Below are 26,553 nucleotides of genomic sequence, written 5' to 3' on the forward strand. Positions count from 1 at the left end.
CCTTTTAGCTCCCCACTAAAACGTCCTATTTTTGACTAATGTAGTTGTAAACTTGTTCCCCAGCTTGACGGCCAAAGATTACAGTCTCAGCAATTGAGTTACCGCCGATCCGGTTGTTACCGTGCAAGCCACCAACGATTTCACCAGCAGCGTACAACCCGTTGATTGTTTCCCCATCTTCTTTGAGGACTTCCGTCTTGTGGTTAATGGCGATACCACCCATGGTGTAATGAACGGCTGGTGCAATGTGAATTGCAAAGAACGGCGCCTTGGTAATATCGCGGTCCATCCCAGTAGAACGACCAAAGTTGGTGTCATTCTTACCAGCAACAGCGGCATTCCAATCAGCAACAGTTTGCTTCAACGTTGCAGCATCAAAACCAAGTTGGTCCGCTAATTCATCAAGTGATTGACCGGTGTGAACCAAGCCAACGTGATCATAGAATTCAACGGCCTTTACACGGTCACGAATTCCTTGATCAAAGATGAGGTATGCGCCACCTTCGTTTAAGCCATCAATGGCAGCGGTCACGTTCTTACGGGTATCCAATTCGTTCACGAAACGATCGCCATGTTTGTTGACAAGAATGGCGCCTTCACCACGGACTGCTTCACCAATTAGGTAAGCGTGTGGTGTATCTTGTTGAACAGTTGGGTGAACTTGAACTTGGTCCATGTCAACTAACTTGGCACCTAATGATTGAGCTAGCTTGATCCCATCACCAGTAGCGCCTGGTTGGTTAGTCGTCTTCAACCCTTCCAAGTCGGGACGGTACTTCGCCAATAATTCTTGGTTAGCACCGAAACCACCGGCAGCTAAAACAACTGCATCAGCCGTCAGCGGACCGCTTTGCTTACCAGTTGTGGCCTTAACACCAGTAACCCGACCGTTTTCAGTCGTTAATTCTGTAACCTTTAAGCCGGCAAATAGCGGAATACCCGCCTTTTGGACCTGCTTCAATAATTCAGTCACTAAGAAGGCGCCAATTGGGGCCATTGAGCTTGGTCGGTGGGTCCGCATCTTGCTCATCCCACCAGTAATCGTAATGTCATCCAAGTGGATGTCGTGATCCGACAGCCAATCGATGGCCAACGCTGCGTGTTCTGTAAAGTACTTCAGCAACTCAGTATTGTTCTTGTTGCCGCCGCCCTTTAAAGTTTCAGCGTAGAATTCTTCGTAGCTATCAACCACGTGATGCTTTAATTGGATGTTAGTTTCCGCAGCATTCATCCCAGATGAAGCCCGGTTAGTGTTACCACCCAAGTTATCCATTTTTTCTAAAATAACGGGTGATAATCCTAATTCGTGTGCCTGAATGGCAGCTGTCATACCAGCTGCACCAGAACCAACCACAATCACGTCGTAGTGTTTTTTAAGCTGCGTAATTGGTGTTGGGTCAAAATGAAATTTTTCAGCCATGTTTTATACTCCTATTCTTGTTCTTCTGCCGCCGTCATGATAATCATGCCAGCCAGTAAGCCTAAGCCACTGAGTGCTAATAATGTGAATAATCCCATCACAATCACCTTTTCCGTCTTACTTTTCGTCGATATTAGTCATGTTGATTGGTACAACCCACTCGTCGTATTGTGCTTCAGTTAATAAGCCTGACTTCAAAGCAGCTTCCTTCAACAGTGTGCCTTCAGCCAATGCTTCTTGGGCAATTGTGGCACTTTCGTGGTAACCGATGTGTGGTGATAAAGCCGTAACCGTCATTAATGACTTCTCTACCAATTCTTCCATCCGTTCTGAGTTAACTGTCAAGCCGTGGATCATCTTGTCTGCAAAACCACGCATGGTTCCTTCGAGTAATTCAGCTGATTCAAGGAAGGCGCTGATCAGAACTGGCTTATAAACATTCATTTCAAAGTTACCTTGACTAGAAGCCAAGTCAACAACGACATCGTTACCCATGACACGAACAGCTGCCATGGTGATGGCTTCAGCTTGGGTTGGGTTAACCTTACCTGGCATGATTGATGAACCGGGTTCGTTAGCTGGAATGTTTAATTCACCGTAACCGGCACGAGGACCTGAAGCTAAGAAACGAACATCGTTAGCAATCTTCATTAAATCAGCAGCCAACGTCTTCATGGCACCGTGAACCACGTTTAAGCCTGAGTGGTGGGCCAAGCCGTAGAACTTGTTGCTATCAGCGGTGAACTTCAAGCCGTAAACTTCGCCCATCTTGTCGGCAATGATCCCTGCAAATCCAGGAGCAGCGTTTAAACCAGTCCCAACAGCGGTACCACCCATTGCTAATTCGCTTAAGGTCTTACCAAGGGTCTTCAAGTAATCAAGGTCATGTTCCAAAGCACTGGCCCAGCCTGATACTTCTTGGCCAAAGGTCAATGGCGTTGCATCTTGCAAGTGGGTCCGGCCAATCTTAACGGTCTTCCAGTACTTTTCTTGCTTAACCTTTAATTCATCAATCAAGTGTTGGGTTGATTCTTCCAACGCCTTCACAGCCTTAGCAGCGGTAATGTTCATGGCCGTTGGGAAGATATCGTTTGAACTTTGACCCTTGTTAACATCATCATTAGGTAAGATTTCGATATCAGCGTTTAACTTAGCGGCTTGGTGAGCAACCACTTCGTTAACGTTCATGTTGGTTTGAGTACCTGAACCAGTTTGGTAAATGACCAATGGGAAATCCTTACGTAAATCTTCATCGCTTAATGCTAATAAGGTATCAATTGCTTCCACAATCAAGTCTGCTTTAGCAGCATCGATGTTTTTTAGTTCCTTGTTAGCCGTAGCAGCGGCTTTTTTAATTTGAAGCAACGCTTTGATCAGTTCCAGTGGCATCTTTTCACCAGTTGGGAAGTTGTTACGACTACGTTCAGTTTGAGCGCCCCATAATGCGGTTGCTGGGATTTTAACTTCACCAATTGTATCTGATTCAATTCTGTAATCTGACATGTTGTTAACCTCCAATTTAATTAAAAACATTTAAATAACCGACAATTACTAGTGATATCTTTCACTAACGACACCAGTTTAAAACGGTCAAAACTTTATAGTCAAACCCAATATAGGTTATTACGTTCATTTATGAACTTGATATATCAGTGCTTAAAGGGGCATATATTCACAAACTACATTGAGTACAATTTAAATGTAATTTTATTTTTGATGTTTACATTTTCACTAAAGAATTATGGAAGCGTTTGCAATTTTATCTTTATTCATTGTTGCTACTAGTCACCGTCTATTTCGTTTCATTTATGCTATTTTTGTCTTATTTATAGTAGAATTAAGTATCATGATTTCATATATCGTCGCAATACATTCTTCTGGGAGGGGATTTTTTGCACCACGTCCGACAACTCATTTTCACCCTTTTCACGTTTAGTTTGGGCTTATTCCTCGTTGGTTGCGGTCATCAAAGCAAGCCTCAGCCAGCCACTAAATTAGCGTTCGTTCAATCTGGGCAGCATAATCAGCCCCGTATCTGGTTTCAATTTCAACAAGATAGCGCTAGCGTTACAGCCCACTCGACCATCACTAGCATCTATTTACTTCGAAACGGCCGAGTCACAACTTACATGATGCCAACGGGTCATCAAAAACTGACCTTAGCGCTTGTCGATCGACTATCAACTGGGAAACTCATCGAAACCGCCCGCAACAAAGATAAACAAGCCTACAAACAAGGTGTTAAAACACAACGTGCAACCTTAGCCGACAGTATTGCTGGCTTAAAAACTGATTTAAAGTCGTTACGTCAATCCAAAAGTAACAGTACCCAAATCAAGACGTTGGAACGATACTTAAAAGTCAATCAATCGATCTATGACAATCCACAAAGTTATAGCGCGCCAAAGTCCTATCAGCTCACTGGCACTTTATCAAGTAACGGTGAACAGTTTGGCCTAAAGCTCTTTCCCGTTAAGACGGTTCAGTATGGTGACGCGAACGTGATTATGGCTAACGCTACACCGTTCAATAATTTAACCTATAGCAAGCGCCTCCAGCCAAAGCAGTTCGGTCAGCACCACTACGCGGGTTATCAGGCCGACATTACTGGTTATCACTATCAATTGTTGACCCGAGTATCAGCTAACACCAAGATTATTTACGACACAGCTAAAACAACCGGTGTGTCAAAATAGCGTGCTGATGCGACCAGCAGCCACATCTCGCACCATCAAAAAAGGATTGCAGACCTCCAACCGGGCGTCTGCAATCCTTTTAGTTTAGTTAATGCATCAGTGCAAAGCTTAGCTTACTGAGCGCTCTGACTACTTTCATTCATCAAAGTCGCCTTACCATCCTTAACGCTCAAGATAAGTGGGCCTGACTTAGACTTTTTAAGTTGTAGCGTATAGCTCCCCTTTAAGGCCTTATCAATTGATTTGGACATTTTAACGTAATTGGCTGAAAGCGAAGCAATCGATTTCTTGTTGGTTACCGGATACTTCCACATCGTTGTGACCGATTTAATGAAGTCAGCCTTGGTAGGTGTCACCGTAAAGGTCTTCGTGTCGGCGTTAAAGCTGACCGTTCCAACCGTTGCGTTATAAGATTTGTTTAGTTGCTTTAACACGTTCTGCTGGTTCTGTTTTAACTTAGCCGCAGATTCAGCCTCTGCGTTCTTTTTGGCAAAGTACTGATTTGAGCTAACGTTTTCTTGCTTTGAAACTTTTTGGTTAGGACCTGAACTTGACCAGCCGTTTTTATAAACGTAGCCGGCACTAAATAACAGTCCAAGAATACTAACAATGGTCAAAATTCTTGTTGTTCCGACTAACCCATTATAATGCGAAGCATACCACCATGACATCACGCCCATCAGCGTCATGACGCCAAATACAAAAATCAACACAATCCCCAATTTAATGTCCCCCTATAACTTTTAATCGCTTTGGTTTCCTACATTATAAGCCTAACCGCCGTGAGAAGACTAGCCGTTTAGCTACAATTCACCTAATTTTGAACGGTTAACCCCAGCATTTGCCGTAATAGCTGTCATCAATATCTTATTTGCTGACTTGCACACGTCACAATACCGACTAAAAAGCGCCCAAACAAAAATTGTCTCTACCAACTGCTAAGTGCAATTGGTAGAGACAATTTTTAACTAGTTAAACCACAGTCCTAGATAACACCTTGTGCCATCATAGCATCCGCCACTTTATTGAAGCCCGCGATGTTAGAACCAGCTAAGTAGTCAGCTCCCAAACCGTATTCTTCAGCAGCTGCCGCAGATTCTTCAAAGATATTCTTCATAATGTCCTTCAAACGGTTGTCGACTTCTTCGAAAGTCCATGATAACCGTTCGCTATTTTGACTCATTTCAAGTGCTGAAACCGCAACACCACCGGCATTAGCGGCCTTGGCAGGTCCAAGTAAGACGCTGTTTTTCTTGAAGACCTCAACTGCTTCTGGGGTACATGGCATGTTGGCGCCACAAGCGACCACTTTTGCGCCGTTTTGAGCTAATCGAGCAGCTCGACCGCCATCGATTTCGTTTTGAGTGGCACATGGTAGGGCAATGTCATAGTCCACGTCGAAGTCCCAAACTGAGCCTTCTTGGTAAGTAGCCGTTGCAACCCGTTTGGCATAATCTGAAATCCGGCCTCGTTCAACTTCCTTGATTTGTTTAACAACCGTGTAATCAATCCCATTAGGATCATAGACAAAACCGTTAGAATCAGAAGCTGTCACAACTGTGGCACCTAACTCAGTTGCTTTTTGAATGGCATAAGTGGCCACATTCCCGGCACCAGAGATCTTAATTTTCTTTCCCTTAAGTTCATCACCTTGGGCTTCAAGCAAAGCCTTGGTGTAGTAAAGTAAGCCAAAACCAGTTGCTTCGGTTCTGGCTAAACTACCACCATAGCTCAACCCTTTACCAGTTAAAATACCGGCTTGGTAGCCCTTCAAACGACGATATTGGCCGTATAAAAAGCCAATCTCACGCGCACCAACACCGATATCACCAGCTGGCACGTCCAAATCTGGGCCAATGTGCTTTTGAAGTTCTGTCATGAAGCTTTGGGTAAAGCGCATGACTTCACCATCTGACTTACCCTTAGGATCAAAGTCTGAACCACCTTTACCACCACCAATTGGTAGGCCAGTCAGACTGTTCTTAAAGGTTTGTTCAAAGCCTAAGAATTTGATAATTGATAAGTTAACGGTTGGGTGGAAACGTAACCCACCCTTGTAAGGTCCGATTGCAGCGCTAAACTGAACACGGAAGCCACGGTTAACTTGAACTTTACCCTGATCGTCCACCCAAGGTACACGGAATTGGATGATCCGTTCTGGTTCAGTTAAACGACCTACAATATTAGCTTCAATATACTCTGGGTGCTTTTCCAAAACCGGTGTTAAGGTCTTAAAGAAGTTGTCGATGGCTTCTAAAAATTCTGTTTGGTTAGGATCGCGTCGTTCAATATCGGCACGAACACTTGCTAAGTAATCAGTTGCTGCTGTCATGAAATCGGTCCTCTCTTTAATCAATATGATATTTACGTGTTGATGTCAGTATAGCACACGATTGTTTACTAATAAACGTTTCATAAACTGGCTGAAATGCCGGTATTATGGGGATAGAATATTATTCTATATTAAAAAATGATGAGATATTAAGAATTTCTTAAGAAACGGCATTACCTTTTCTTTATTATCTTTTAAGTTAGCGTTAAGCTCCCCTCGGTATAGTTAAATCATTCAATCAAACAAAAGACGCAAACAGAAAGGACGTTGCCTATGTCAGTCACAATTGCACCATCACCAGTTCAAACCATGTTGAAATCAGATAAACAGCACACCATTAAGATTCCACCGGTAACGCTCCAAGAAGATCCAAACAAACGCCGCTTTTTAGGAAATTAACGCCGGCTTTCCTAAAGTGTAAGGCCTCCAAACAAACTTTAAACTGCCTCGACTAACATCAAGCATCTTGGGATAATTCCAAGCATATCAGTAAAGCACCCTTGAATTCCTAATTATTAAGGCATTCAAGGGCGCTTTTTTAGTTTATAGTATTACATTAATTCATAAGACTGATCAGTCAGCAAAAAGCTATCCTTCAATCCTGAAGAGATTGCAACTTTAAAATCACGCGTCACAAAAATGGCCTCTAAACCCGGTTGCTTTTCAATTAACGGCAGCCCCTTATCAATATCTTGATAAAATGCTTCGGTTGTCCAAATATCGCCGTCGATCGACAAGTCGCTGACAATCGTAACGCTTTCCAAATCATTTTGAATCGGATAACCCGTCTTAGAATCAAACATATGATGGTAGTTATGCCCGTCAATCACTAGGTAGCGTTCGTAGATACCAGATGTCACCACCGATTTGGCCGGTGTGGTCAAGATGCCCAAAGCGACGTGACGCTGTTGTACCGGATTTTGAATGCCAATGCGCCACTGACCGTTTGGCCGGGTACTGTTTCCCACCAGTAAAATATTGCCGCCGAGATCGATAATGCCGCTCTTAACACCGCGCTCTTCCCAGAGCGCTTTGACGCCATCCGCAATATAGCCCTTCGCAATGGCGCCCAGATCAATTTCCATACCAGCCTTGGTCAACAGAACCGACTGGTCTTCATCATTGAGCTTAATGTCGTCAGGATTAATGAGACTGAGACGTTGTTTAATATCGTCGTCTGCGGGTAAATTAGCGCCATCAAACCCGATTTTCCAAAGTTTCACCAATGGGCCAATGGCGGTATTAAACCCTAACTGCCACTTACTGACTTCTACCGCCCGTTTAATCAAGCGATAAGTCGTCTCTGAAACTGGCACTGCTTGGTGGCCAGCCGCATGGTTAACAGACATCACTTCTGAAACTGGTCGATTAACCGTTAAAATATCTTCGTAATGCTCGATTAAATGAAACCCTGCGTCTAGGTCCGCTTCAGTTGCTGGTTCATTAACGGACAGACTAATTGCCGTACCTAACCCATAGTATTTTTTGCTGATCACAGGTATCACGTCCTTCCACTCTTCATACATAGCTTAACTTTAACACATCGCCGGTTTTTCCGAAAAGCTATTTCAGAGTAAAACACGTGATGACTTTAGCTGATTAAACATGTCTTAAAGACAAAAAAACGAACCTTCACCCGGCTTCAGGATAAGGTTCGTCAGTTTCCACATTAGTCATTTGAGGCGAGATCACCTCTTTGAACTAGGGTGAGAGGGCCTAGTTCGTTATCTGAAAATCGAATTTGCACTTCTAACGCTAAGTTTTGGTAATTTGAATCACCACCAACTTGATATTGCTTGATGAGTTTGTAACAGATTGAATTTAGTCACAACCGTTCGGCGTTTAAACTTGAATTATCGTTTCTTTCATCCGCATGTCATCCCTTTACTTATTTTGCCGGTGAAGCTTATGTATCCGTATGTTACAATAATTTTTTACCACCACCCTTTCTTTCAAAAGGGGTAAGAAAAAAGCCGGAAGCTTGAACAGCTTCCGGCTTTCACCAACGCTGCCCGCGATTTGGCGGGCACTAAAACGTGGCCCGCGATGTCATAAAATGACGACCCGGACAATCACAATTTTAGCGTTAACAGTGTTGGTTTTAGTCATTTGAATTACCCCTTTTGATGAATTGACCATACTATAACATTAAAAATAAATGAGCACAAGATTAATTTTAAATTAAATCAAAATCTTACATCGTGTCATCTTTCTTGCCACGTGTGGCAAAACGGCGTACTTTATAGTCAGCATAAGAGAAAAGAGGCCTTCAATTGCAAATTGAACATTTATCCGAAATAACGCCAACTGAGTTAACGGCTATCATGACCATCTGGCTCGACGGCAACCTGGACGCCCACTCATTCATCGATGGTGACTATTGGCGTCAACACCAGTCAGAAGTGCAATCACAAATTAAAGAAGCTGAAATCTACGTAGCTCGTGATGAAGGCGAGATCGTGGGCTTTGCTGGCATGGTCGATCGATATTTAGCCGGCATTTTCGTCAAAACGGGTTATCGTGACGATGGTATCGGCAGTTTACTTCTATTCGCTCTAGAGGCTGATTATCGGCTAATTAAGCTAGATGTCTTTGAAGAAAACCAAAAAGCTGTTCACTTCTATGACCAGCACGGCTTTAGTATTAGTAAGACCCACACCGACCCAGAATTAAACGTAACTGAATTGACCATGAAGTGGCAGGCTTAACCAAACTTCACTTGGAACATGACACTTTACCCGAAAAACGTCAAAAAAGAGTACGGGACCAAACTCGTTTAGGTCTCAGAATAGAGTGTGAAAATCGTGAATTCCTGATTTGTAGGAATCCACGATTTTTTCGTTTCTATGGCCGGGACTTGTGTTTATCGCACGAGTAGACTAGATAATAGTCTTGAAATTATTTGAAATTTTTAATTGATTTGAAGCCAAGGCACTAGTCGATTTTTGCCAATACTCAACTTTTGCTCCAGCCCCTTTTGACGCTCGACTATGCGTCCTTGCGATCACTCTTGCCTAGTCGGGCCATTTGCGGCTGAATAACCGTCGACCAGATACTCTTCAGTAGGATGTACCCGACAATGCAGCCCACTAATGAACTCAAGAAAAAGCTTGGGACAAATAGCCATAACGCCCCTTTGGCACCGAGTAACCATGCGGCAATTGGATAAGCCACAAAGGCACCAATAATCCCCGTTCCAATCAATTCACCAAAAATAGCACCAATCAGCTTCTTCGTGTAACGAAAGAGCAGACCACTACAAAACGCACCAATCATGCTACCAGGAAAGGCCAAGATGGTTCCCGTACCAAGTAAATTACGAATCAACGACGTTAAAAACGCCTGCGTTAATGCCCACCAAGGGCCGAGCAAGGCACCTGAAACCACGTTGATCAAATGTTGCATTGGGGCCACTTTAGCCACCCCAATTGTAAATTCAAACAAACTGCCACCAATTACCCCTAATGCAACTAATACTGACGTGAGTGAAAGATAATATACTCGTTTATTCATCTTGATAGTCCTCTTTTCAGTGATTTGTGCTTTGTAATTTCAACTTAATGCCGGTCGACTGGTGTCCTGACCTAAACGCAATGCCGCCTAACTCAGTCGGTCATCAGCGGGTATTTTTTGGTCACTAGCCCCGTCAGATAAACGCCTAGACCAAGTAACAATAGTAAGAAGAACGTGGTACCTAAGAAAAAGTCTAATTTTTGTAACCAAGAATAGCCAAACACACCAATCACCCACCAGATAAAGTTCAGTGGTAAGGATAATCGCTGATGCATCAAGAAGACGCTGACAAACAAAATTGCGAATAGTGGTGTGAACACTGCCCCAATCGCGTATAGGAAGTTTTGGTAATAAGCCATTGAAACAAACATCGCAATCAATAACCCTAGAACGGTAATACCAATTGCCACCAAATTAACTCGCTTGGTTTTAACCAAATTGGCAATGTTGGTTGCGGCCGAATAAGCATCCATGAACGTTGTCGTTACCGTTGAGAAAACGATAATCAATAGTGCTATCAGTCCCATACTTGAATGCGATAGTACCGTTGTAAAATCGGACTGCCCGGTTAAAATAACGGTTAACATCCCCAGCGCAAACATGGCAATGCTGGCGACGAAGTACCCACTCACACTGGCCATACTGGTCTTGAACGGGTGATCAGTATGCTGCGTATAATCACCGATTAGGGGTAGCCAAGATAGCGCCATGGTAACGTTCAGTTCAACCGCGGTCCCAAAACTAATCGGTGCCAAATTGGCATGACTGGTCAAACGACCTTCATGAATAATCGTCCACAGCATCAAGACCATCCCGATAGCAAGCAGCACTACAATAACGTTATTTATTTTAAATAACCAGCTGTGGTCCATCAGTAACCAGATAATAATTAAAACGGCAACAATTACCGACATCACTGCCACGGATTGGTAACCAAACAGTGACTTAGAAATCCCGTTCATCGCCAACTGCGCATTAACGATCATCACCGCAGTCCAGCCTAGTAGCTGCACGGCATTTAACAGTGAAAATAACCAGACGCCCTGTTGCCCAAATACGGACTTCGTGGCGTTAATCGCCGTTTGATTTTGCTGTGCAGACAGGTACCCAGCTGGCAGCAAGAAGACAAAACAACCAATGATGTGACCTAAAATAATTGCGAGCAGGCCGCTCTGCCAGCCTAATGGTGCAATTAACGTACCCGTTACGATTTCGGCAATTGAAATCGCAGCACCTACCCAAAGCAGGAACAAGCCGCTTGGTTTTGTGTGACCCATTGAAACACTCCCCTTATCCGACAAAAAAGGTCTCTCAGCCACAGTCAAATACCGTAGTTGAAAGACCATCATTATCTCTTGATGTCTACACTTTCCTTCGCAAGCATTAACTTAACAGGTTCAAAGGGACCAGATTGCTCTATCTCAGCCGTAATGGCGCCCCTAGTGTTATGAAATTTTCTCTTCCAGTCTAACATAATTCACGTTGCCTATGCCAAAATTTTTGCCAAGGCGCGGTACTGCGACAGCATCCAAGTCTTATACGTCATACCAGTCGGTAAAGTTTCGGTAACGCGCAATACTGGCACGTGATTTTGTTTCGCTAAAGCGGCCAGGTGATTAATAGTGGGACTGTCTACCTGCTGATTAACAACAAAAAAAGCAACTTGGCGATGCTTAAGTCCTGTTTGCATCCGTGCAATTGATTTCGGTGATGGATCACTTTCATTTTCTACCGCCCGCTCAAAATCTGGATTGGCGACTTTAAACCCAGTTGCAGCTAAAGCGTAATCAAAAACGGGCTCGCTGACATAAACTTGCCGCTGTTTTTGTTTCGCGGCCAATCGCTTGATTGTCGCCAACTCAATTTGAATCGGTTGTAACGACTGAATGTACTTATCCGCTTGCTTGTTAAAATAGGTCTTGTTTTGTGGTTGCAGCTTACCATACCGTGCCGCCAGTGCCTTAGCGAGTTTTGGCATCGTTGCCGGTTGATACCACAAGTGGGGATTATCACCATTTTGCTTCTTCATTAAGTCTTCACCAACTTCGATGTTGACTGCCTGCGTATCCTTTGTCAGTTTGGTCATCCAACTATCATATCCAACGCCATTGGCAACGGTCACGTCTGCCTCATGAACCTGCTTGGCAACTTTTGGTGTTGGTTCATAGTCGTGGGGATCAACTGATGGTTGGTTAATAACCGCCGTGACTTGCCCCTTATTACCCAAAACGGCCTTAGCGACTTCACCGTAAAAATCCGTCGAAGTCACCACCTTAATTTGATGATTAGTTTGACGTGTTGCCTTACCACAGCCATTTAAAACCGTACTCGTTCCGGCTAGAACCACCGCAATCGCCAAAATTTTAACCCACCAATTTCTTCGCATCTCTTTCGTCCTCCTGAATCAAATGATAATGATTACTCTTTACAAGATACACGGGCTATGCTTAAATGTAAATGGTAATATTTACTATTTACTAAATTTCGAGTCAAATCACTGGGTTTTAATCGTGATACCTGATAGAGTATATCTATTGTTGTAGCGAACGAATATTACTTAGCGTCATTAAAAACTACTTTATATTGGAGGCAAGTATGGCTAAAAAGTCAAAGATTGCAAAGTTTCACAAGCAACAAGCATTAATTGCTAAGTACGCAACGTTGCGTCATGAGCTCAAGGAAAAGGGTGATTACGAAGCCTTGGCTAAGTTACCCAAGGACTCTAACCCGAACCGGCTACGCAACCGCGATCATTTAGACGGACGTCCCCGTGGCTACATGCGCCAATTCGGCATGTCACGGTTGAACTTCCGCAAGTACGCCCACTTAGGTCAGATTCCTGGTGTTAAAAAGGCGTCATGGTAATCTTTTAGGAGGCCATTATGGAAAAAACAGACCTTGCGAGTGCCTATCGTCGACTGAAAAGTCCAAGTTTAAAAACGCGTAAACGCGCCATGAAAGTCATTCGTGACGCTAAACGACAGGCAACTAAGAAATAACTACGGTTAAACGCCACGTATCCTTTTGAGTCGGATGCGTGGCTTTTTTTGTCCCACTGTAATCTGCCACTGCGGGTTAGCAGCCTTTTCCAGCTGCTGTGGGACCAGCTGCAGCCACGAACCCCCCGTGTCTTTCGCTTCACTAATGAGCCCCACCAAGTTCGTGGGTCTCATTAGCGTCCAGTACCACTAAACGCTAAAGCGTTAAGTGGTACTTTTCACTGCAGCTGGAAAAACCCACTAACCCTCCGTTCTTGTAACATACCAGAAACGTGCACTCAATGAATTTCATAACTTTAGATGCTCTCATAAAAGTCATTTCAAGTAGCCATCGTTGACATTAAGTACCAGCTTATGAATTACGACTCGTATTTTTTGCCGTAACTTAAACAAAACCGTTGCTTCCACAGCTAAAGACCAGGTATTCGCCAACAAATATCGCTACGTTAGCCGTAGCGCCGCCAGGTGTTTTTTGACTGGTGGCAGTGATAAGTGGCAGTTGGCGCTTTAGCGCTTACTGTCCACTGGACGGTTCTGAGACTTGCCCCTTAGGCTCAGAACCGAAGCGTAAGACGCGAAGCGGCTGAAACTGGTCCCACAGCCACTAGTCAAAAAACACCTGGCGGCCGAAGGCGGCAGCATCTTTCATAAGTAAAAAGCCGTTATTCTCATCCCAGAGAACAACGGCCATTATATTTAGAATTTTTAAACGTGCGCTGCCACGTTCTTTTTATCTGCTTCGTAAATGTAATCACGTGTCATTGGTAAACCAGTACCACTAGGTGCCTTCACGAGCAAGTACTGCATCACATCAATGTTGCCACCTTCAAATGAACCTGCACAAGCCTGTAGATACAGTGACCACATCCGGGCGAATTCCTTACCGTACTTTTCAGCGGCTTGGTCTTCAACCTTTTGGTAGTTTTCGTACCACATCTCCAACGTCTTTTGATAGTGACGACGTAATGGTTCAATATCTGAGAATTGGAGCTTAGCATCCATAATGTGTGTTAAGTTTTCAGCCACGTTAGGAATGTAACCACCTGGGAAAATGTACTTGATGATAAATGGATCGACGCCAGCACCAACATGTTGTCCAGTGATGCCGTGAATCAAGGCGCGACCATTTGGCTTCATAAAGTCAGCGACCTTCTTAAAGTACAGACCGAGGTTTTCCTTCCCAACGTGTTCAAACATACCAACTGAAGTAACGTAATCAAATTGATCGTTCACTTCACGGTAGTCTTCAAGTAACACGTCAACCTTGCCTTCCAAGTGACGTTCCTTGATTTGTTGCTTCGTGTAATCGTACTGTTCTTGGCTCAAGGTAATCCCAGTGGCATTCAAGCCATACTCTTCAGCAGCGATGAACAGCAACGTACCCCAGCCACTGCCAATATCAAGCAACCGTTTGCCTGGTTCAGGTGTCAACTTATTTAAAATGTGATGGACTTTGTTGAGTTGCGCTTCTTCCAAAGTATCGTCATCGTGTTCAAAATAAGCACATGAATAAGTCATGGTCTTATCCAACCACGTTTCATAGAAGTCATTACCGATATCGTAGTGACTTTGAATATCGTGTTGACTATTCTTCTCAGAATGAGACATCTTTGGCAAGTGTTTCAAGAACGGATTGTTCGTTAAAAAGCTGTCTGTACTGCGAAATGCAGAGGCAACTAGTTCTTCAATACTGCCATCAATTTCAATGATGCCCTTCATGTAATCTTCTGCCAGCACCAAAGTTGGCTTATCCGTAAAACTCTTTAACGGAATTTCTTCGTTGAATCGGATTTTAACAACCGGCTCACCGTCGCCATAATTCTCAGTTTTGCCATCCCAATAAGTGACTGAAACTGGAATATCAAATGCCCGGCTCAGTAATTGTCGATATACGGTTTTCTCTAACACTTGATTGCCTTCTCTCTTAAATCCATGCCTAAAATCGATTAACATTGTTAACTTATCCAACAATGTTAGTCTACTAACTGGTTAGAATACAGGTCAAAGCTGAATTTGTCAACGAATTTGGTTTAGAAAATCTTATACACAAAATAATTAGAAGTGTCCTGTATGCCTAGACCAATCGCAACAAAAAAGGCACTATCAATGCATTCACATCGACAGTACCTATCAATAATCTCATTATATTTTTAGATTTAACGCAGGTTAATTAAAACGTCAACTCGACCTTGGTTCTTACTGTTGACCGTTAATTCTTGCCGGGCGGTATTCGTTGCCTGTTGCCCTTTTTTGATCAAATTCTGAATTAACCGTTGCCCAAATCCGTTGCTTAATCCTGTAATCATCCATGTTCGTTTCATGCGCCCAGCTCCCTTCAAGCGTGCATTAGTTGGGCTATATATTACGCTTAATTCCGTGTAAGTCAAGCGAGAATCATCTTTTTCTAGCATAACTTACTCGGTATTTTGAAATACAATACACTTATGATTAACTGTCGCTATTTGTCTGCCTGCTCATCACAAATCATCAATCATCAAGTTGCTCAGTGTCATTTTTTCGACGGCGCCTTAGAACCGTCACCAAGCCGAAGATAAACACCCCAGCCACAGAGAGCGCAGTCCCACTTGGTAGTCCGGGAACGTGGTAGGTCAACACCACATGGTTGGTGTTGGCACTAAGTGGCACGGCCATCAAATGATCGACTACTCGTTTGATCTGAACTGGTTTCCCATTCACACTTGCTTGCCAACCTGTATCGTAAGGAATCGCGAAGTACCCCCACTTTTGGTTGGCACTACTACGCGTGAGCGTTGCGCTTACCCGGTTACGTTTAATTGATGGCGTGACACCAATTTGTCGGTATTTTGCAATTAACTGATGGTACCGTTTCAGGTTCAAGCTCATCATGTAGGCTTTTTTGTAGATCTTTGAACTACCAGCTGTAATGTGTACGGTGATGTGTTCGCCCTTTTTGAAGGTTCCGAGTTTAACCAAGAAAGCGTGGTTAACGGCCGGCGTTTCAGGAATCAGTTTCCCGTTAACCGTAATGGTCGATTCAACAGATGACGCATCCGCCGCTTCCAGATAAACTGGACCGCTCACTTTTGGCGTCACTGTGATTTGATAGCGGTGTAGCTTAGTGTTGCCAGATGTCGCTAATTGCTGATGACTGACGTGGGTAACCGGTGTGAGATAACGACCCGTACTTGGTTTCATCGCCTGCAATAAGCTTTCGAGATTATGATAAATCGAGAACTGACTAAAAACGGTGTTAGTAAATCTCGACGTTACCGGAAAGGCGCTACCGACATAGTTCGGGTTAACCGTTCCGCCAGTCTGTGCATTGACAGTCGCTTTAACACCCAGCAATAATTCAGAGACGCTGGTCACACCTTGGTTGCTGACCCGCCGTGCATTCTTGGTATAAATGCCCATGCCACGCAAGGTTTCACGAGTTAATTCATCTAACGTTGAATCGTACTGTTTAATACCATTGAAGTTATAAAGCAATGAATCATTGTAACCGGAATAACTAATTGACTTAAACGTCTGCTGCAGTGATTTACCATCAAAGTTAACGCGTGATAATTGACTATCAGCGTTCCGGGTGTAGGGCTGTAACAGTTTAGACTCAGTTTGATAATCCGTTTCGTAACCGGTTTGACTGGCTAACGGCGCAGCTGCTAAGGCACTTCTGAAATTTAGTCCGACCTCAGCCGCCATCAAACCAATTAGCCCGGCACTCACCAACTGCCGCCGTTGTAGTCTGATCAATACCAGAGCTGATGCAACGAGAACCACGATTAAATTAACCGCTAATAACCGTAAGGAAGCAGGTTGGACACCATAATACTGATGCAAAACGGTGGTTACAGCGTGCGTTTTCATTAGGCGAGTGTAGCCATACCCTATAATCAGACTGCCACCTAAAAGCACGGGAATGATTGCCTTTCTGAGCCAGCTCAAGCGTTCTGGGTGTGCGAGCCAAGCTTCATAGGCAATCATGATGGCAACAAAGCTAACGAGGAAGGCGTATCGGAACGGCGACCCAGCCGGCTGATGAAACATGTGCCAAGCCGTGTTAATGGGTTGAATGAACATGCTCATCAACAAAACTGCTAAGACGACCAGTGCACCCGTTCGTCGCCGCTTTTCAATCCGAGTATTCAAGAAGTAACTGAGAGCCAGTACCGCCACAACAATGGTTGAAAAAATAGTGGGTGCGTGAACCAGTCGGTTGGCGTAACCCGCACCGCCGATGCCCATTTGCGAAAAAATCTCCAATCCGTACATCGGCTTAAGCGCAAATTCGGAGCTACTTGTCGTTACCTTGGCCGTTTGGAGCATGCCCATCAACGTTGGCACTAAAACGATTCCACTCGTTAAGACACTGGCACCCTCAACAAGCACCCAGTGCGTAATAATCCGTGGTGTTTGACCAACTGTTGGTGGGACGGTATCCACCATCATGACATATATGAAGTAAATGAGTGTAAAGATACCGGTCATATAACCAATATAATAATTGGACAAAATCGATAATGTTAACCAAACATACAGTGGTACACCAGAGTGACCCGCACGTAATCGGTCAATACCGTAGGCAATCAGTGGGAGATAAATCAATCCGTCTAACCACATAATGTTCACGTAATCTGCGGCGACAAAGCCACTCAATGCAAAGGCCAAACCAAGTCCAATTGTTAACCAACTGGTCTGTGAAAAATGATGTTCAAGAAACCAAACCATTGCCATTGAAACACAGGCCAGCTTCAAAATGAGAATAAGTGTGATTGCCGTTGGAATTTGACTCACATTTCCTAACAAGACCAGTAAATTGAACGGACTGATCAGATAGTAAGCCACGACGGGAAATAAATTCTCACCAACACCAAAGTTAAAACTGTAAGTCGCAAAATGACCGCTTAACACCGCGTGTCGAAAATACGTTAAAAATTGTAGATACTGGGCCGACATATCACCCACAAGTAGATTTTTGGAGCCAAATGGTGTGACCTGAAAGTAAGCCATAATTAGAGCCATAAGCACAATGGTTAAGCCACCCGCCACCAACATGTGGCTCACCGTTGTTTTTTTAGTTGTAAGCGTCATGATTTTCGCCTCATTTTATTTATTGGGATTATCATAACGGTCACAACGCTCACGAGATACAACGATAAAAAAAGAAGTCTCTGAGAAATTCTCAGAGACTTTCGTCGATTAACCTTATAGAGTGCAACCCTTAGTTCATGATATGATTACTGGTATTGAGAAAAAAGGAAGTACCCGACTATGATTTTACAACGTGAAAATATTCCGAATATTAATCAAATTTCAACTGAACTCAGTCGAATTATTGGCGATGACAGGTCCAACGAAATTCGCCAGTTTTTCACCTATTATCAACAGTGCCAAGCAGGTGCTAATGAGATTGGCACCAAACTGGATAACCTCGACAGTGAATTTCAAATGCGTGATAACCACAATCCAATTCATCACATGGAAACCAGAATGAAGGCGCCTCAAAGCCTGGTCCGAAAACTCGCTAAAAAAGGCTATGATTTCAACTTTAACGCCATTAAAGATAATATTTTTGATATTGCTGGCATTCGCGTGATCACCAACTACTTAAACGACATCGATACCGTAGAGCAGGCATTAACACAGCAAACTGATATTACGGTTATCAAACGTAAAGACTACATCACTAATCCAAAACCAAGTGGCTATCGAAGCTTACATTTAGTGGTCTCAGTGCCCGTTTTTCGAACAGACGGTCCAGTTGACACACCCGTTGAAATTCAATTACGAACCGTTGGAATGGACATGTGGGCCAGTCTGGAACATAAACTGCGCTACAAAACTAAAGTTGACTCGGCCAAAATCGAAAAGTATGGTGATCAGCTCAAACAATACTCTGGTGAGTTAAACCACATTGAAACCCAAATGCAGGCCATCTTTGAAGATTTGCAGGAAAACTAAGCGCGCATAACCCGTTGATAAATATTCGCTAGTGGGCCATCATATGAGTCTTCCCAAGGCTTAGGCTGTCGCTGATAGTGCAAAATTTTGGTGTTGGCCTCAATCCAATCTCGGCTCACGCCATCCTTGAGATAGTCTTCGTAACTTGGTACGTCGAAGTTCCATAACCGATCATTCAACTGAACAACTGATTGACCATACAAGCCATTCAGCACATCTTGATCAACCAATGGCAAGTTCGGGTGGCTTTTGATGAACGCGGCAATTTCTGATAATTGTACCGTCTGACGCAGACAATCTAGGTTAATGAGTAAAACACCAGTATTATAGTAGGGTTGCTGCAACTGTAACCTTTGACGACTATCCTGGTCGTTTTGATGGGCCACCGCTGCAAAACAGCGATTTTCGATGGCTGTTTGCCATAATCCTTCTATTGAGTGACGAATCAATGTGTCGGGATCAAGGTAAAGCACTCGGTGCAACTCCGCTGGCAAAATCTGACCAGACAATAATCGGTAATACGTCTCGACTGGATACTGTGTGGTAATTGGTGCACCTTGAAAAATATCGGCGTTCGCTTGAATGGCTCGAAACTGAAATTTCAAACGCTCAGTGTACCGCTGTAACTGCTGTAATGTCTGCTTTGAGAGTTGTCGGTAAATCAACCATACATTGACCTGTTTTTGAACCTGTGATAACGACTTTAGCATTGTTTTCAATGGCGGTACGTACTTTTCATCTACTGTGACCAAGATATCGATTGTTGCCATGATTTATCCGTCCCTTACTTAGCGTTGTATTCATTATAACGTACTGAAATGGTTCAAAAATGTTTCACATGAAACATTTTTTGTCTATACCGACTGACGTAACTAAGAATATGTAAAAAATGCCCGCACACCCCTCTTATTGAATGTGCGGGCATTTCATATTTAAAATCTATCTTTGTCGCTGCGCTTCACGAAAAACTAAATCGTCAACGATCTGAGCAAGCGTAATTTTAGCCATGCTGCGTTCGGCTTCTGCTTGCACTTTGGCGTACACATCATTCAACGTATCTTGAATATTGGCGCCAACTGGACAATCCATGTTGGTTTTATCATCAACATGTAACAGATTGTGGTCTTCGTCAATGGCATAGTAAATATCTAACAATGTGATATCAGTCATGGGTTTCGCCAGCTTGGGCGCCACAACACCCGGTTGCGTTTGTAACAAGCCAGCTTTGACAAGTGATGACATCAGGCGCCGGACTAAGCTCGGATTTGATTCAATACTAAGGGCGATGCCATTACTAGATAGATCACCGCCGTTTTTACAAATCTCAACGTAGGCTAAGACGTGCACAGCATCACTTAGTTTATGGGAGTATTTCATAATTATTACCTCGATTTGACTAGTGACACCATTTTATAGCAACACTACCGCTATGGACAAGGATTATTCCTGATTGGCTTTGATAACTTCTGCCAAATCAGTCAGTGGCCGGCCTAAAACGTCAGGCAGATCTTGATTGTCTTCATCTAAATCACCACTACTGATAAGTGATTGAAGACTTGTCACAACTGCTGATGTGCCGGCGTCCATGCCACTATCTTCAAGTGACTTTTGATAGTCGTCCTCACTAATCGCTTGCACTTCAAAACTACGGTCACTCACTGTTTTAACTACCTCAGCTAAGTCTGAATAGTAGCGTGGTGCACCAGCGAATTCATAGATGTCCTTTGGTTGCGTCAGCGTCATCACCTTTGCGGCTGCCTGGGCATAATCTTTTTCAGCTGCCCAGCCAACTCGACCGGTCCCAGCATAAACAAATGGCTGACCCTTTAACGCACTTTGAATAGGTGCCAAATCATTTTCCAAATACCAATTATTTCGCAAGAAGCTGTGTGCTAATCCCGCATCCATAATGGCTTTTTCGGTGTAACGATGATCGTCAGCTAATGGTGATTTAGCCGTTTCAATGTGGGCATAGCTCGTGTAAGCGACATAGCTAACACCGGCTGATTTTGCCGCATCAATGACGTTTTGATGTTGTTGTTGACGTGGTACTTCAGCACCAGGTTGAGAAGAGACAAACAATAGCTTGTCAACGCCAGCCAGTGCACTGACCATGCTAGCCTTATCTGAATAGTCACCTTGGCGAACGGTGACGCCAGCAGGCACCATTGCCTGTGCCTTTTTCACGTTACGCGCAATGCCAATGACGTCATTTGCTGAAACAAATTGCGTCAATGTTTTAAGCGCTTCTGAGCCAAATTTACCGGTGATTCCGGTTACTGCGTATGTTGTCATTTTAAAGACCTCTTTTAATTTAGATTCGGTGTTACTTTTTAAGTAACCTGTGATTAATAATATAACAACACAATCTGACATTGTCAAATCAAAATAATTATTAGCCGCTTTAGTTCTTAGACAATAAAAAATACGGTCCCTCAGTAAGAGACACCGTATCTTATATTAGCTGGTCACGAATTATCCGGCTATGATCTGTTGTTCAATGCTAATCATCTCAAGCACACCATCCGCACAGTCGGCCCCTTTATTACCGCCCTTGCCACCAGCACGGTTGATTGCTTGATCCAATGTATCCGTGGTTAGGACACCAAACATGACTGGTACCGGGCCATCCAGGGATACCTGAGCCAATCCGCTAGCCGTTTCAGCACAAACATAATCGTAATGCGAGGTTTCACCCCGAATAACGGCCCCAAGTGCAATTACACCATCCACTGTTTGACTCGTTGCTAATCTTTTAGCGATTCGCGGCAACTCCATTGCGCCAGGCACTTTCACCACGGTGATATCGTCTTGACTAACACCATATTTTTTAAGTTGCGACACTGCTCCCGCTTGAAGTTTTTCTGTAACTAGTTCGTTAAACTGTGCGACAACCAATCCGATTTTGTGTCCTTTTCCTGCTCGCTGTCCAACCATCACTGTCATTATTGAACCTCCTTTAATAGATGATGAAACTTAACTTTTTTGGTTTTTAAATAGGCTGTATTTTCAACTGTCAATCCTGTTTCTAACGGCAAACGCCGATTAACGCGGATACCAAACTGTTCTAATTGGCTGATTTTATCAGGATTATTGGTCATCAGATTAACCGTGCCGATGCCAACTTGTTTCAATAGGGTTGCCGCCAATTGGTAATTCCGATCATCAGCCGGTAAACCTAGTTTGAGGTTTGCCTCGACGGTATCCAGACCTGCCTCTTGTAATTTGTACGCTTTTAATTTATTTGCTAAGCCAATGCCGCGACCTTCCTGCCTGAGATATAGTACAGCACCACGGCCCGCACGCTCGATCCGTCGCAGCGATTCAGCCAACTGTGCACCGCAATCGCACCGCTTTGAACCAAACACATCGCCAGTCAAGCACTCTGAGTGCAACCGCAGCAAAACAGGCTCAGGCGTCGTTAAATCACCTTTAGAGATGAGCAACGTTGGTTCATTGCCATCATCCGTTTTGAAAGCCGTTAATTTGAAATCACCATATTCAGTGGGCAATTTCACCGTTGTAATCTCCTCAATAGCTTGCTGGCGTCGGTAAGTTTGCAAATCTGCAATGGTGATCATCGGTGTTTGGGTCCCTTCTGCGTACGCTTTAAGGTCCTTTCGACGGGCCATCGTGCCATCCTTTTTCAAAATTTCGCAGATGTAGGCGACTGGTTGACCACCGGCTAACTTTGCGAGATCCACCGCTGCTTCAGTATGGCCGTCCCGCTCTAACACACCGTTATCTCGCGCAATCAATGGAAAAATATGACCTGGATGATAAAAATCATCAAAATGGCTACTTGGCTTTGCCAACGCGGCAATCGTCGTGGCGCGGTCAAACGCCGAAATTCCCGTTGAGGTCGTACGGGCGTCGGTGCTTACAGTAAATGCAGTGCCGTACGCATCAGTAGCGTCTGTCACCATCGGCTTTAATCCCAAACGTTCAGCAACTTCAGCGCTCATCGGCACGCAAAGTAACCCACGCGCTTTGGTCACCATCGTGTTCACTGTGGCGGGCGTCACATAATCAGCTAAGCCCACCATGTCACCCTCAGCTTCTCGTTCCAATGAATCCGCCACAATAATCAACTTGCCCTGTTTTAACGTTTCAAGGGCATTTTCAATTCTTTGCGTTACACTTTGTTCACTCATGCGTGGGTCTCCTTTCGCTGCGCTGCCACAATGTATTTTCCCAAGATATCCGTTTCAATATTCACTGCATCTCCAATTGCGCGGTCCGCTAGCGTCGTTTGAGCTAGCGTAAACGGTATTAAGCTAACCGAAAATTGGTGCTGTTTCGTCGCCGTAACAGTTAAACTCACACCGTCGATTGCAATCGAACCCTTTTCAACAACGTAATCATCGTAAGTCGCTGGTAATTCAAAGGTTAATACCTCGGCATTTTGGTCTAATTGTCGCTGCACTAAAGTTGCCGTTGTATCAACGTGACCAAGTACAAAATGACCGTCTAACCGTTCTTGAGCGGCCAGCGCTGGTTCCAAATTAACGCGATCACCAATTGAAAGTCGGCCTAAGTTAGTTCGCCGACTGGTCTCTGGCATAACGTCGACTGTGATTTGATCCTGTTGAACGGACGTCACGGTTAAACAAATACCGTTAATTGCGTAACTATCGCCTAAAGCTGGTTGAAGCTTCGTGACTATATCAGATTGAATCGTTAACGTTGCTGTTTCGGCTTGTTTTTCTAACTTCACAACGTGGCCAATACCTTTAATAATTCCCGTAAACATGTTCATAACCTCCGTGCTCGTAGACGAACATCTTGTCCCAACGCCGTTATGGTTGGTGTCGCAAACGCCATCTGATCTGTCAGTGGCAGTCCAACTGCTGCTGGTAATCCCTGACCACCCAACACTTGCGGTGACAGGTAAACGATTAATTCATCAACCAATTCTGCAGCGATAAACGCTGCTTGAATACGGCTACCACCTTCAACTAAGAGTGATTGAATACCCTGTTCGGCTAGGTAAGCAACGATCTTAGCTGGTGTCCACTTCGGTTGAACGATCACCTTAACCGTTTTAGGAACGACTTTTTGATTGGCAACTTCACTAAAAAGCCATGTTGGCGCTTCTTGATCAAACAAATGTAACGCCGTACTGAGCTGATTGACGTCATGCACCACTGCAATTCGAATCGGTGGAAAAACCATCTGGCGACTTCGAACCGTTAACTGCGGATCATCAACCGTTAACGTACGTTCACCAACTAAGATCGCCTGTTGATGCTGCCGAAGCTGTTGCACGTCTGCTTGAGCTATTGAATGGGTCAACTGTGTCCGTTGGCCACTTACACCGTTAATCTTGCCATCTAATGACATGGCGTACTTCATCGTGATCCACGGCCGTCCATTTCGATAAAAGTAGTTATAGGCCTGATTCAGACCACCGGTAGACTCGAGGACCGTGACCGAAATACCATTTTGTTCGAGGATGGCCACACCACGACCACTTACTTTTGGATTAGGGTCAAGTTGCCCGATAATTACCCGGGAAATGCCGACTTCAACCAATCGTTTGGCGCATGGTGGTGTTTTACCATAATGGCTACAAGGTTCAAGGGTGACATACATCGTTGCACCCTTAGCCTGTCCGATTTCTGGCAACTTCGAGAGCGCATCAACCTCAGCGTGTCGCTCACCGTACTGATGGTGATAACCGACAGCTAAAACTTGATCATGCTTAACAAGCACCGCACCGACTTGCGGATTTGTCCAGGTATCGGCACCTTGGCGAGCCGCGTTAACGGCCATTTGAAAATACTGTTGATCAACCAATCTTATTCACCTCACGAAAAAGGGCCTCGCACGAATGCGGGGCCCCATTAATTGATAAGCTAAACAAGATTTCATACGAGTCTGTATACACCAAAAAGCATACACCTATGGTACGAAATAATTGCACTTTCTTCTCCCATCCAGACTTTAACTGTCGGTCCCAGACTCGCACTGGGTCAACCACGAAAACGTGGGTCACGGACTTCAGTCTTAACACGATCAAGCGTTCAATCTAACTGTCACCGTCGGTCGGGAATTTCACCCTGCCCCGAAGAAATCTATTCAGTTTTCAAAAACATCGTACTATGGATTCTGGTGAATTTCAACTGTGACCACCTAAACATTGTGAGTTACTAAACATTTTAAAGCGTCTTGAGTAAGCGGTATCATTGTGTTTTAAGCACGCCATTTAGATATTAAATAAAATTTTAGCGACAACCCACTGACTGATTTCTTGCAGTCCTCTTAATACAAGCAATCGTGTTAGTTCTAACTATGCGACTGGACGACTCGCTTCGAAGGTAAAAAAGCGAGACCAAGTACCAACAAATTTAAACCATCTGCAACTAACTCACTGATATTCTCAGGTAAAATAGGTGCGTTCAGTACAAGTGGCACAACAATTAAAAGAATTGTCCAAATCTTAGCGATACCCGCATCGTTAAAGCGACGGAATAATAAAGTCGTGGCCGGAATAAATAATATAGCCGCCACTATAATCTCTCCAATTGATAGCCAATGCTCAAAATGAGCAACACCAAAACTAACTGGGACCAAGAACACCCCGATAAACATAAATAGAATCGTAAACGCAATCACGACTGAAAAGAATTCAGACCGTGACGCCACCCCTTTGTAGTCAAACGCATGCGTAAAAAATGATTTGAACGTCTCCCTTAGTGTCATCACACTCACACTCCATGTTAGTTATTTCTGTTACAATTCGACCATAACTAAGCTGCTAAGTACTATCAAGCTAGGAATTGTAGCATGATGTGATTTTGTGATGCTAAGGTTGTTTGTCACAAATTTTTGTCTTAGACTCAACGCTATGAATCACTCTAGTTTTGATATTTCCCGGGAAATAAGCTTGTCAGGCGACTAAAACAACGAATCGCGGTATCATACGCCTCTAAGGACACCTTACTACAGCAGCATCATACAATACGCTGATGGTACGTGCCGCTGATGTGTCACCCTCAACCATTGAAACCTACTAATATTTTAGACTCTATTTTTTTCGAATCATTGTAATAGTTTGGGTCAAATTTCTTATGCTTCTTCACTTTGCTCAAGGTCTATCAACTTCCGAATATTCGTACAATGTTCAAGCTCGGCTTGATATTCCGCCTTGGTACCTGGATCAACCATATTTGTCTGCGGTGCAAAGTGAATTGATTCTGTTCCAGCTTCAACGGACGTCTTGTAATACCACTTTTTGTACCGCAGGAAATCCAACTGGTGTTGCATTTCATCTATGTGATTCATCAGGGTTTGTTCTTCTTCATCGAGATAATCATATCTTGCACGCAAAGTACCGTCACCTTGCATACACATGTGAACGAAGTGGCCAATATCTTTTACGGGGACGCCACTTTTTTTTAAACAGTCAATGACTTCGATGAAGTTAAGATCTTGTTTTTTGAACTTTCGCCTTCCGCCCGAATCACGTTCAACAAATGGTAGGAGTCCCTGCTTGTCATAGAAGCGAATCGCACTGGTGCTGATGCCCATTATTGAAGCAATATCACCTATTGAATACATAATGTCACATTCTTTCTGAAATTTTTGTTGACTTAAACACTAGTTTAAGTAGTAGCGTGAAGTGTGTCAAAAGAAATATTACGAATT

Annotated in this window: 26 protein-coding genes and 2 riboswitches; of the genes, 6 read left to right on the forward strand and 20 right to left on the reverse strand. The window is 43.9% G+C overall.

Annotation, left to right across the window (positions count from 1 at the left end; all coding sequences use genetic code 11):
* Window positions 1–25: 25 nt before the first annotated feature.
* Complete coding sequence (locus tag FD04_RS09415; protein WP_056948474.1) at window positions 26–1,420, reverse strand: flavocytochrome c; 1,395 nt, start codon at window positions 1,418–1,420, stop codon at window positions 26–28.
* Between the two features lie 117 nt (window positions 1,421–1,537).
* Window positions 1,538–2,923 carry a class II fumarate hydratase gene (locus tag FD04_RS09420; protein WP_056948475.1) on the reverse strand — a complete coding sequence of 462 codons (1,386 nt, stop codon included), beginning with the start codon at window positions 2,921–2,923 and terminating at the stop codon, window positions 1,538–1,540.
* A gap of 389 nt (window positions 2,924–3,312) precedes the next feature.
* Here FD04_RS09420 and FD04_RS09425 point away from each other — a divergent pair, with 389 nt between their 5' ends.
* Window positions 3,313–4,116 carry a hypothetical protein gene (locus FD04_RS09425; RefSeq protein WP_056948477.1) on the forward strand — a complete coding sequence of 268 codons (804 nt, stop codon included), beginning with the start codon at window positions 3,313–3,315 and terminating at the stop codon, window positions 4,114–4,116.
* A 113-nt stretch (window positions 4,117–4,229) separates the two neighbouring features.
* Here the strand turns inward: FD04_RS09425 and FD04_RS09430 are convergent, their stop codons facing one another.
* Complete coding sequence (locus FD04_RS09430) at window positions 4,230–4,838, reverse strand: hypothetical protein (protein WP_054700158.1); 609 nt, start codon at window positions 4,836–4,838, stop codon at window positions 4,230–4,232.
* Between the two features lie 263 nt (window positions 4,839–5,101).
* Window positions 5,102–6,448 (reverse strand): NADP-specific glutamate dehydrogenase, encoded by a 1,347-nt coding sequence (gdhA, locus tag FD04_RS09435; RefSeq protein WP_056948479.1) that lies wholly within the window; start codon window positions 6,446–6,448, stop codon window positions 5,102–5,104.
* 273 nt (window positions 6,449–6,721) lie between these two features.
* Here gdhA and FD04_RS12875 point away from each other — a divergent pair, with 273 nt between their 5' ends.
* Window positions 6,722–6,847, forward strand: coding sequence for a hypothetical protein (locus tag FD04_RS12875; RefSeq protein WP_268873328.1), 126 nt, complete (start codon window positions 6,722–6,724; stop codon window positions 6,845–6,847).
* A 152-nt stretch (window positions 6,848–6,999) separates the two neighbouring features.
* On the opposite strand, the gene FD04_RS09440 is transcribed toward FD04_RS12875, so the two are convergent.
* The gene (locus FD04_RS09440) at window positions 7,000–7,950 is read right to left on the reverse strand and encodes an FAD:protein FMN transferase (protein WP_156660449.1); all 951 of its coding nucleotides are present in this window, start codon (window positions 7,948–7,950) and stop codon (window positions 7,000–7,002) included.
* A gap of 771 nt (window positions 7,951–8,721) precedes the next feature.
* Here FD04_RS09440 and FD04_RS09445 point away from each other — a divergent pair.
* Complete coding sequence (locus FD04_RS09445; protein WP_054700154.1) at window positions 8,722–9,156, forward strand: GNAT family N-acetyltransferase; 435 nt, start codon at window positions 8,722–8,724, stop codon at window positions 9,154–9,156.
* A 280-nt stretch (window positions 9,157–9,436) separates the two neighbouring features.
* On the opposite strand, the gene thiW is transcribed toward FD04_RS09445, so the two are convergent.
* The 3 genes from thiW to FD04_RS09460 all read right to left on the reverse strand — a co-directional run bounded on the left by thiW (window position 9,437) and on the right by FD04_RS09460 (window position 12,347).
* A complete protein-coding gene (gene thiW / locus FD04_RS09450; protein ID WP_054700152.1) occupies window positions 9,437–9,961 on the reverse strand; it encodes an energy coupling factor transporter S component ThiW in 525 nt (174 codons plus the stop codon).
* 92 nt (window positions 9,962–10,053) lie between these two features.
* Window positions 10,054–11,238: a putative hydroxymethylpyrimidine transporter CytX gene (gene cytX, locus FD04_RS09455; RefSeq protein ID WP_056948483.1), complete on the reverse strand. Its 1,185-nt coding sequence runs from the start codon at window positions 11,236–11,238 to the stop codon at window positions 10,054–10,056.
* 75 nt (window positions 11,239–11,313) lie between these two features.
* A riboswitch (TPP riboswitch) is annotated at window positions 11,314–11,412 on the reverse strand.
* 35 nt (window positions 11,413–11,447) lie between these two features.
* The gene (locus FD04_RS09460) at window positions 11,448–12,347 is read right to left on the reverse strand and encodes a metal ABC transporter solute-binding protein (RefSeq protein WP_056948485.1); all 900 of its coding nucleotides are present in this window, start codon (window positions 12,345–12,347) and stop codon (window positions 11,448–11,450) included.
* A gap of 209 nt (window positions 12,348–12,556) precedes the next feature.
* On the opposite strand from FD04_RS09460, the gene rpsN reads away from it, so the two are divergent.
* On the forward strand, window positions 12,557–12,826 hold the full coding sequence (rpsN, locus tag FD04_RS09465) for a 30S ribosomal protein S14 (RefSeq protein WP_054700148.1): 270 nt from the start codon (window positions 12,557–12,559) through the stop codon (window positions 12,824–12,826).
* Window positions 12,827–12,843: 17 nt separating this feature from the next.
* Window positions 12,844–12,960, forward strand: a complete 117-nt coding sequence (locus FD04_RS12480) for a putative metal homeostasis protein (protein WP_156660438.1) — start codon at window positions 12,844–12,846, stop codon at window positions 12,958–12,960.
* Window positions 12,961–13,665: 705 nt separating this feature from the next.
* Here the strand turns inward: FD04_RS12480 and FD04_RS09470 are convergent.
* The 3 genes from FD04_RS09470 to FD04_RS09475 form a co-directional block, all read right to left on the reverse strand.
* Window positions 13,666–14,868 (reverse strand): SAM-dependent methyltransferase, encoded by a 1,203-nt coding sequence (locus tag FD04_RS09470; RefSeq protein WP_054700146.1) that lies wholly within the window; start codon window positions 14,866–14,868, stop codon window positions 13,666–13,668.
* A gap of 248 nt (window positions 14,869–15,116) precedes the next feature.
* Window positions 15,117–15,281, reverse strand: a complete 165-nt coding sequence (locus FD04_RS12485; protein WP_156660439.1) for a hypothetical protein — start codon at window positions 15,279–15,281, stop codon at window positions 15,117–15,119.
* Window positions 15,282–15,447: 166 nt separating this feature from the next.
* Complete coding sequence (locus tag FD04_RS09475) at window positions 15,448–18,033, reverse strand: YfhO family protein (RefSeq protein ID WP_056948488.1); 2,586 nt, start codon at window positions 18,031–18,033, stop codon at window positions 15,448–15,450.
* A gap of 180 nt (window positions 18,034–18,213) precedes the next feature.
* Between FD04_RS09475 and FD04_RS09480 the strand changes: the two genes are divergently transcribed.
* Window positions 18,214–18,903 (forward strand): GTP pyrophosphokinase, encoded by a 690-nt coding sequence (locus FD04_RS09480; RefSeq protein WP_056948490.1) that lies wholly within the window; start codon window positions 18,214–18,216, stop codon window positions 18,901–18,903.
* On the opposite strand, the gene FD04_RS09485 is transcribed toward FD04_RS09480, so the two are convergent.
* The 9 genes from FD04_RS09485 to FD04_RS09525 form a co-directional block, all read right to left on the reverse strand.
* Window positions 18,900–19,673 (reverse strand): glycosyltransferase family 8 protein, encoded by a 774-nt coding sequence (locus FD04_RS09485; protein ID WP_054700137.1) that lies wholly within the window; start codon window positions 19,671–19,673, stop codon window positions 18,900–18,902. The two genes, FD04_RS09480 and FD04_RS09485, sit on opposite strands and share 4 nt — an antisense overlap.
* A gap of 169 nt (window positions 19,674–19,842) precedes the next feature.
* On the reverse strand, window positions 19,843–20,280 hold the full coding sequence (locus tag FD04_RS09490) for an Rrf2 family transcriptional regulator (protein WP_056948491.1): 438 nt from the start codon (window positions 20,278–20,280) through the stop codon (window positions 19,843–19,845).
* Window positions 20,281–20,343: 63 nt separating this feature from the next.
* On the reverse strand, window positions 20,344–21,198 hold the full coding sequence (locus FD04_RS09495) for an NAD(P)H-binding protein (protein ID WP_054700135.1): 855 nt from the start codon (window positions 21,196–21,198) through the stop codon (window positions 20,344–20,346).
* Window positions 21,199–21,378: 180 nt separating this feature from the next.
* On the reverse strand, window positions 21,379–21,849 hold the full coding sequence (gene ribH, locus FD04_RS09500) for a 6,7-dimethyl-8-ribityllumazine synthase (RefSeq protein ID WP_056948493.1): 471 nt from the start codon (window positions 21,847–21,849) through the stop codon (window positions 21,379–21,381).
* On the reverse strand, window positions 21,849–23,057 hold the full coding sequence (locus tag FD04_RS09505) for a bifunctional 3,4-dihydroxy-2-butanone-4-phosphate synthase/GTP cyclohydrolase II (protein ID WP_056948495.1): 1,209 nt from the start codon (window positions 23,055–23,057) through the stop codon (window positions 21,849–21,851). Before FD04_RS09505 ends, ribH begins: the two co-directional genes overlap by 1 nt.
* A complete protein-coding gene (locus tag FD04_RS09510; protein ID WP_054700133.1) occupies window positions 23,054–23,656 on the reverse strand; it encodes a riboflavin synthase in 603 nt (200 codons plus the stop codon). Before FD04_RS09510 ends, FD04_RS09505 begins: the two co-directional genes overlap by 4 nt.
* A gap of 2 nt (window positions 23,657–23,658) precedes the next feature.
* On the reverse strand, window positions 23,659–24,702 hold the full coding sequence (ribD, locus tag FD04_RS09515; RefSeq protein ID WP_056948496.1) for a bifunctional diaminohydroxyphosphoribosylaminopyrimidine deaminase/5-amino-6-(5-phosphoribosylamino)uracil reductase RibD: 1,044 nt from the start codon (window positions 24,700–24,702) through the stop codon (window positions 23,659–23,661).
* 124 nt (window positions 24,703–24,826) lie between these two features.
* A riboswitch (FMN riboswitch) is annotated at window positions 24,827–24,982 on the reverse strand.
* A 209-nt stretch (window positions 24,983–25,191) separates the two neighbouring features.
* The gene (locus FD04_RS09520) at window positions 25,192–25,608 is read right to left on the reverse strand and encodes a DUF805 domain-containing protein (RefSeq protein ID WP_056948498.1); all 417 of its coding nucleotides are present in this window, start codon (window positions 25,606–25,608) and stop codon (window positions 25,192–25,194) included.
* A gap of 366 nt (window positions 25,609–25,974) precedes the next feature.
* The gene (locus tag FD04_RS09525) at window positions 25,975–26,466 is read right to left on the reverse strand and encodes a MerR family transcriptional regulator (RefSeq protein ID WP_056948500.1); all 492 of its coding nucleotides are present in this window, start codon (window positions 26,464–26,466) and stop codon (window positions 25,975–25,977) included.
* Window positions 26,467–26,553 lie beyond the last annotated feature (87 nt).

It is taken from the genome of Secundilactobacillus odoratitofui DSM 19909 = JCM 15043, assembly GCF_001434895.1.
GTDB classification, from domain to species: domain Bacteria; phylum Bacillota; class Bacilli; order Lactobacillales; family Lactobacillaceae; genus Secundilactobacillus; species Secundilactobacillus odoratitofui.

Coding starts and splice junctions, on each gene's coding strand:
- FD04_RS09415 (WP_056948474.1), bottom strand. CDS start 1,420: ATGGCTGAAAAATTTCATTTTGACCCAACACCAATTACGCAGCTTAAA.
- FD04_RS09420 (WP_056948475.1), bottom strand. CDS start 2,923: ATGTCAGATTACAGAATTGAATCAGATACAATTGGTGAAGTTAAAATC.
- gdhA (WP_056948479.1), bottom strand. CDS start 6,448: ATGACAGCAGCAACTGATTACTTAGCAAGTGTTCGTGCCGATATTGAA.
- FD04_RS12875 (WP_268873328.1), top strand. CDS start 6,722: ATGTCAGTCACAATTGCACCATCACCAGTTCAAACCATGTTGAAATCA.
- thiW (WP_054700152.1), bottom strand. CDS start 9,961: ATGAATAAACGAGTATATTATCTTTCACTCACGTCAGTATTAGTTGCA.
- cytX (WP_056948483.1), bottom strand. CDS start 11,238: ATGGGTCACACAAAACCAAGCGGCTTGTTCCTGCTTTGGGTAGGTGCT.
- FD04_RS09460 (WP_056948485.1), bottom strand. CDS start 12,347: ATGCGAAGAAATTGGTGGGTTAAAATTTTGGCGATTGCGGTGGTTCTA.
- rpsN (WP_054700148.1), top strand. CDS start 12,557: ATGGCTAAAAAGTCAAAGATTGCAAAGTTTCACAAGCAACAAGCATTA.
- FD04_RS12480 (WP_156660438.1), top strand. CDS start 12,844: ATGGAAAAAACAGACCTTGCGAGTGCCTATCGTCGACTGAAAAGTCCA.
- FD04_RS12485 (WP_156660439.1), bottom strand. CDS start 15,281: ATGAAACGAACATGGATGATTACAGGATTAAGCAACGGATTTGGGCAA.
- FD04_RS09475 (WP_056948488.1), bottom strand. CDS start 18,033: ATGACGCTTACAACTAAAAAAACAACGGTGAGCCACATGTTGGTGGCG.
- FD04_RS09480 (WP_056948490.1), top strand. CDS start 18,214: ATGATTTTACAACGTGAAAATATTCCGAATATTAATCAAATTTCAACT.
- FD04_RS09485 (WP_054700137.1), bottom strand. CDS start 19,673: ATGGCAACAATCGATATCTTGGTCACAGTAGATGAAAAGTACGTACCG.
- FD04_RS09490 (WP_056948491.1), bottom strand. CDS start 20,280: ATGAAATACTCCCATAAACTAAGTGATGCTGTGCACGTCTTAGCCTAC.
- FD04_RS09495 (WP_054700135.1), bottom strand. CDS start 21,198: ATGACAACATACGCAGTAACCGGAATCACCGGTAAATTTGGCTCAGAA.
- ribH (WP_056948493.1), bottom strand. CDS start 21,849: ATGACAGTGATGGTTGGACAGCGAGCAGGAAAAGGACACAAAATCGGA.
- FD04_RS09505 (WP_056948495.1), bottom strand. CDS start 23,057: ATGAGTGAACAAAGTGTAACGCAAAGAATTGAAAATGCCCTTGAAACG.
- FD04_RS09510 (WP_054700133.1), bottom strand. CDS start 23,656: ATGTTTACGGGAATTATTAAAGGTATTGGCCACGTTGTGAAGTTAGAA.
- FD04_RS09520 (WP_056948498.1), bottom strand. CDS start 25,608: ATGACACTAAGGGAGACGTTCAAATCATTTTTTACGCATGCGTTTGAC.
- FD04_RS09525 (WP_056948500.1), bottom strand. CDS start 26,466: ATGTATTCAATAGGTGATATTGCTTCAATAATGGGCATCAGCACCAGT.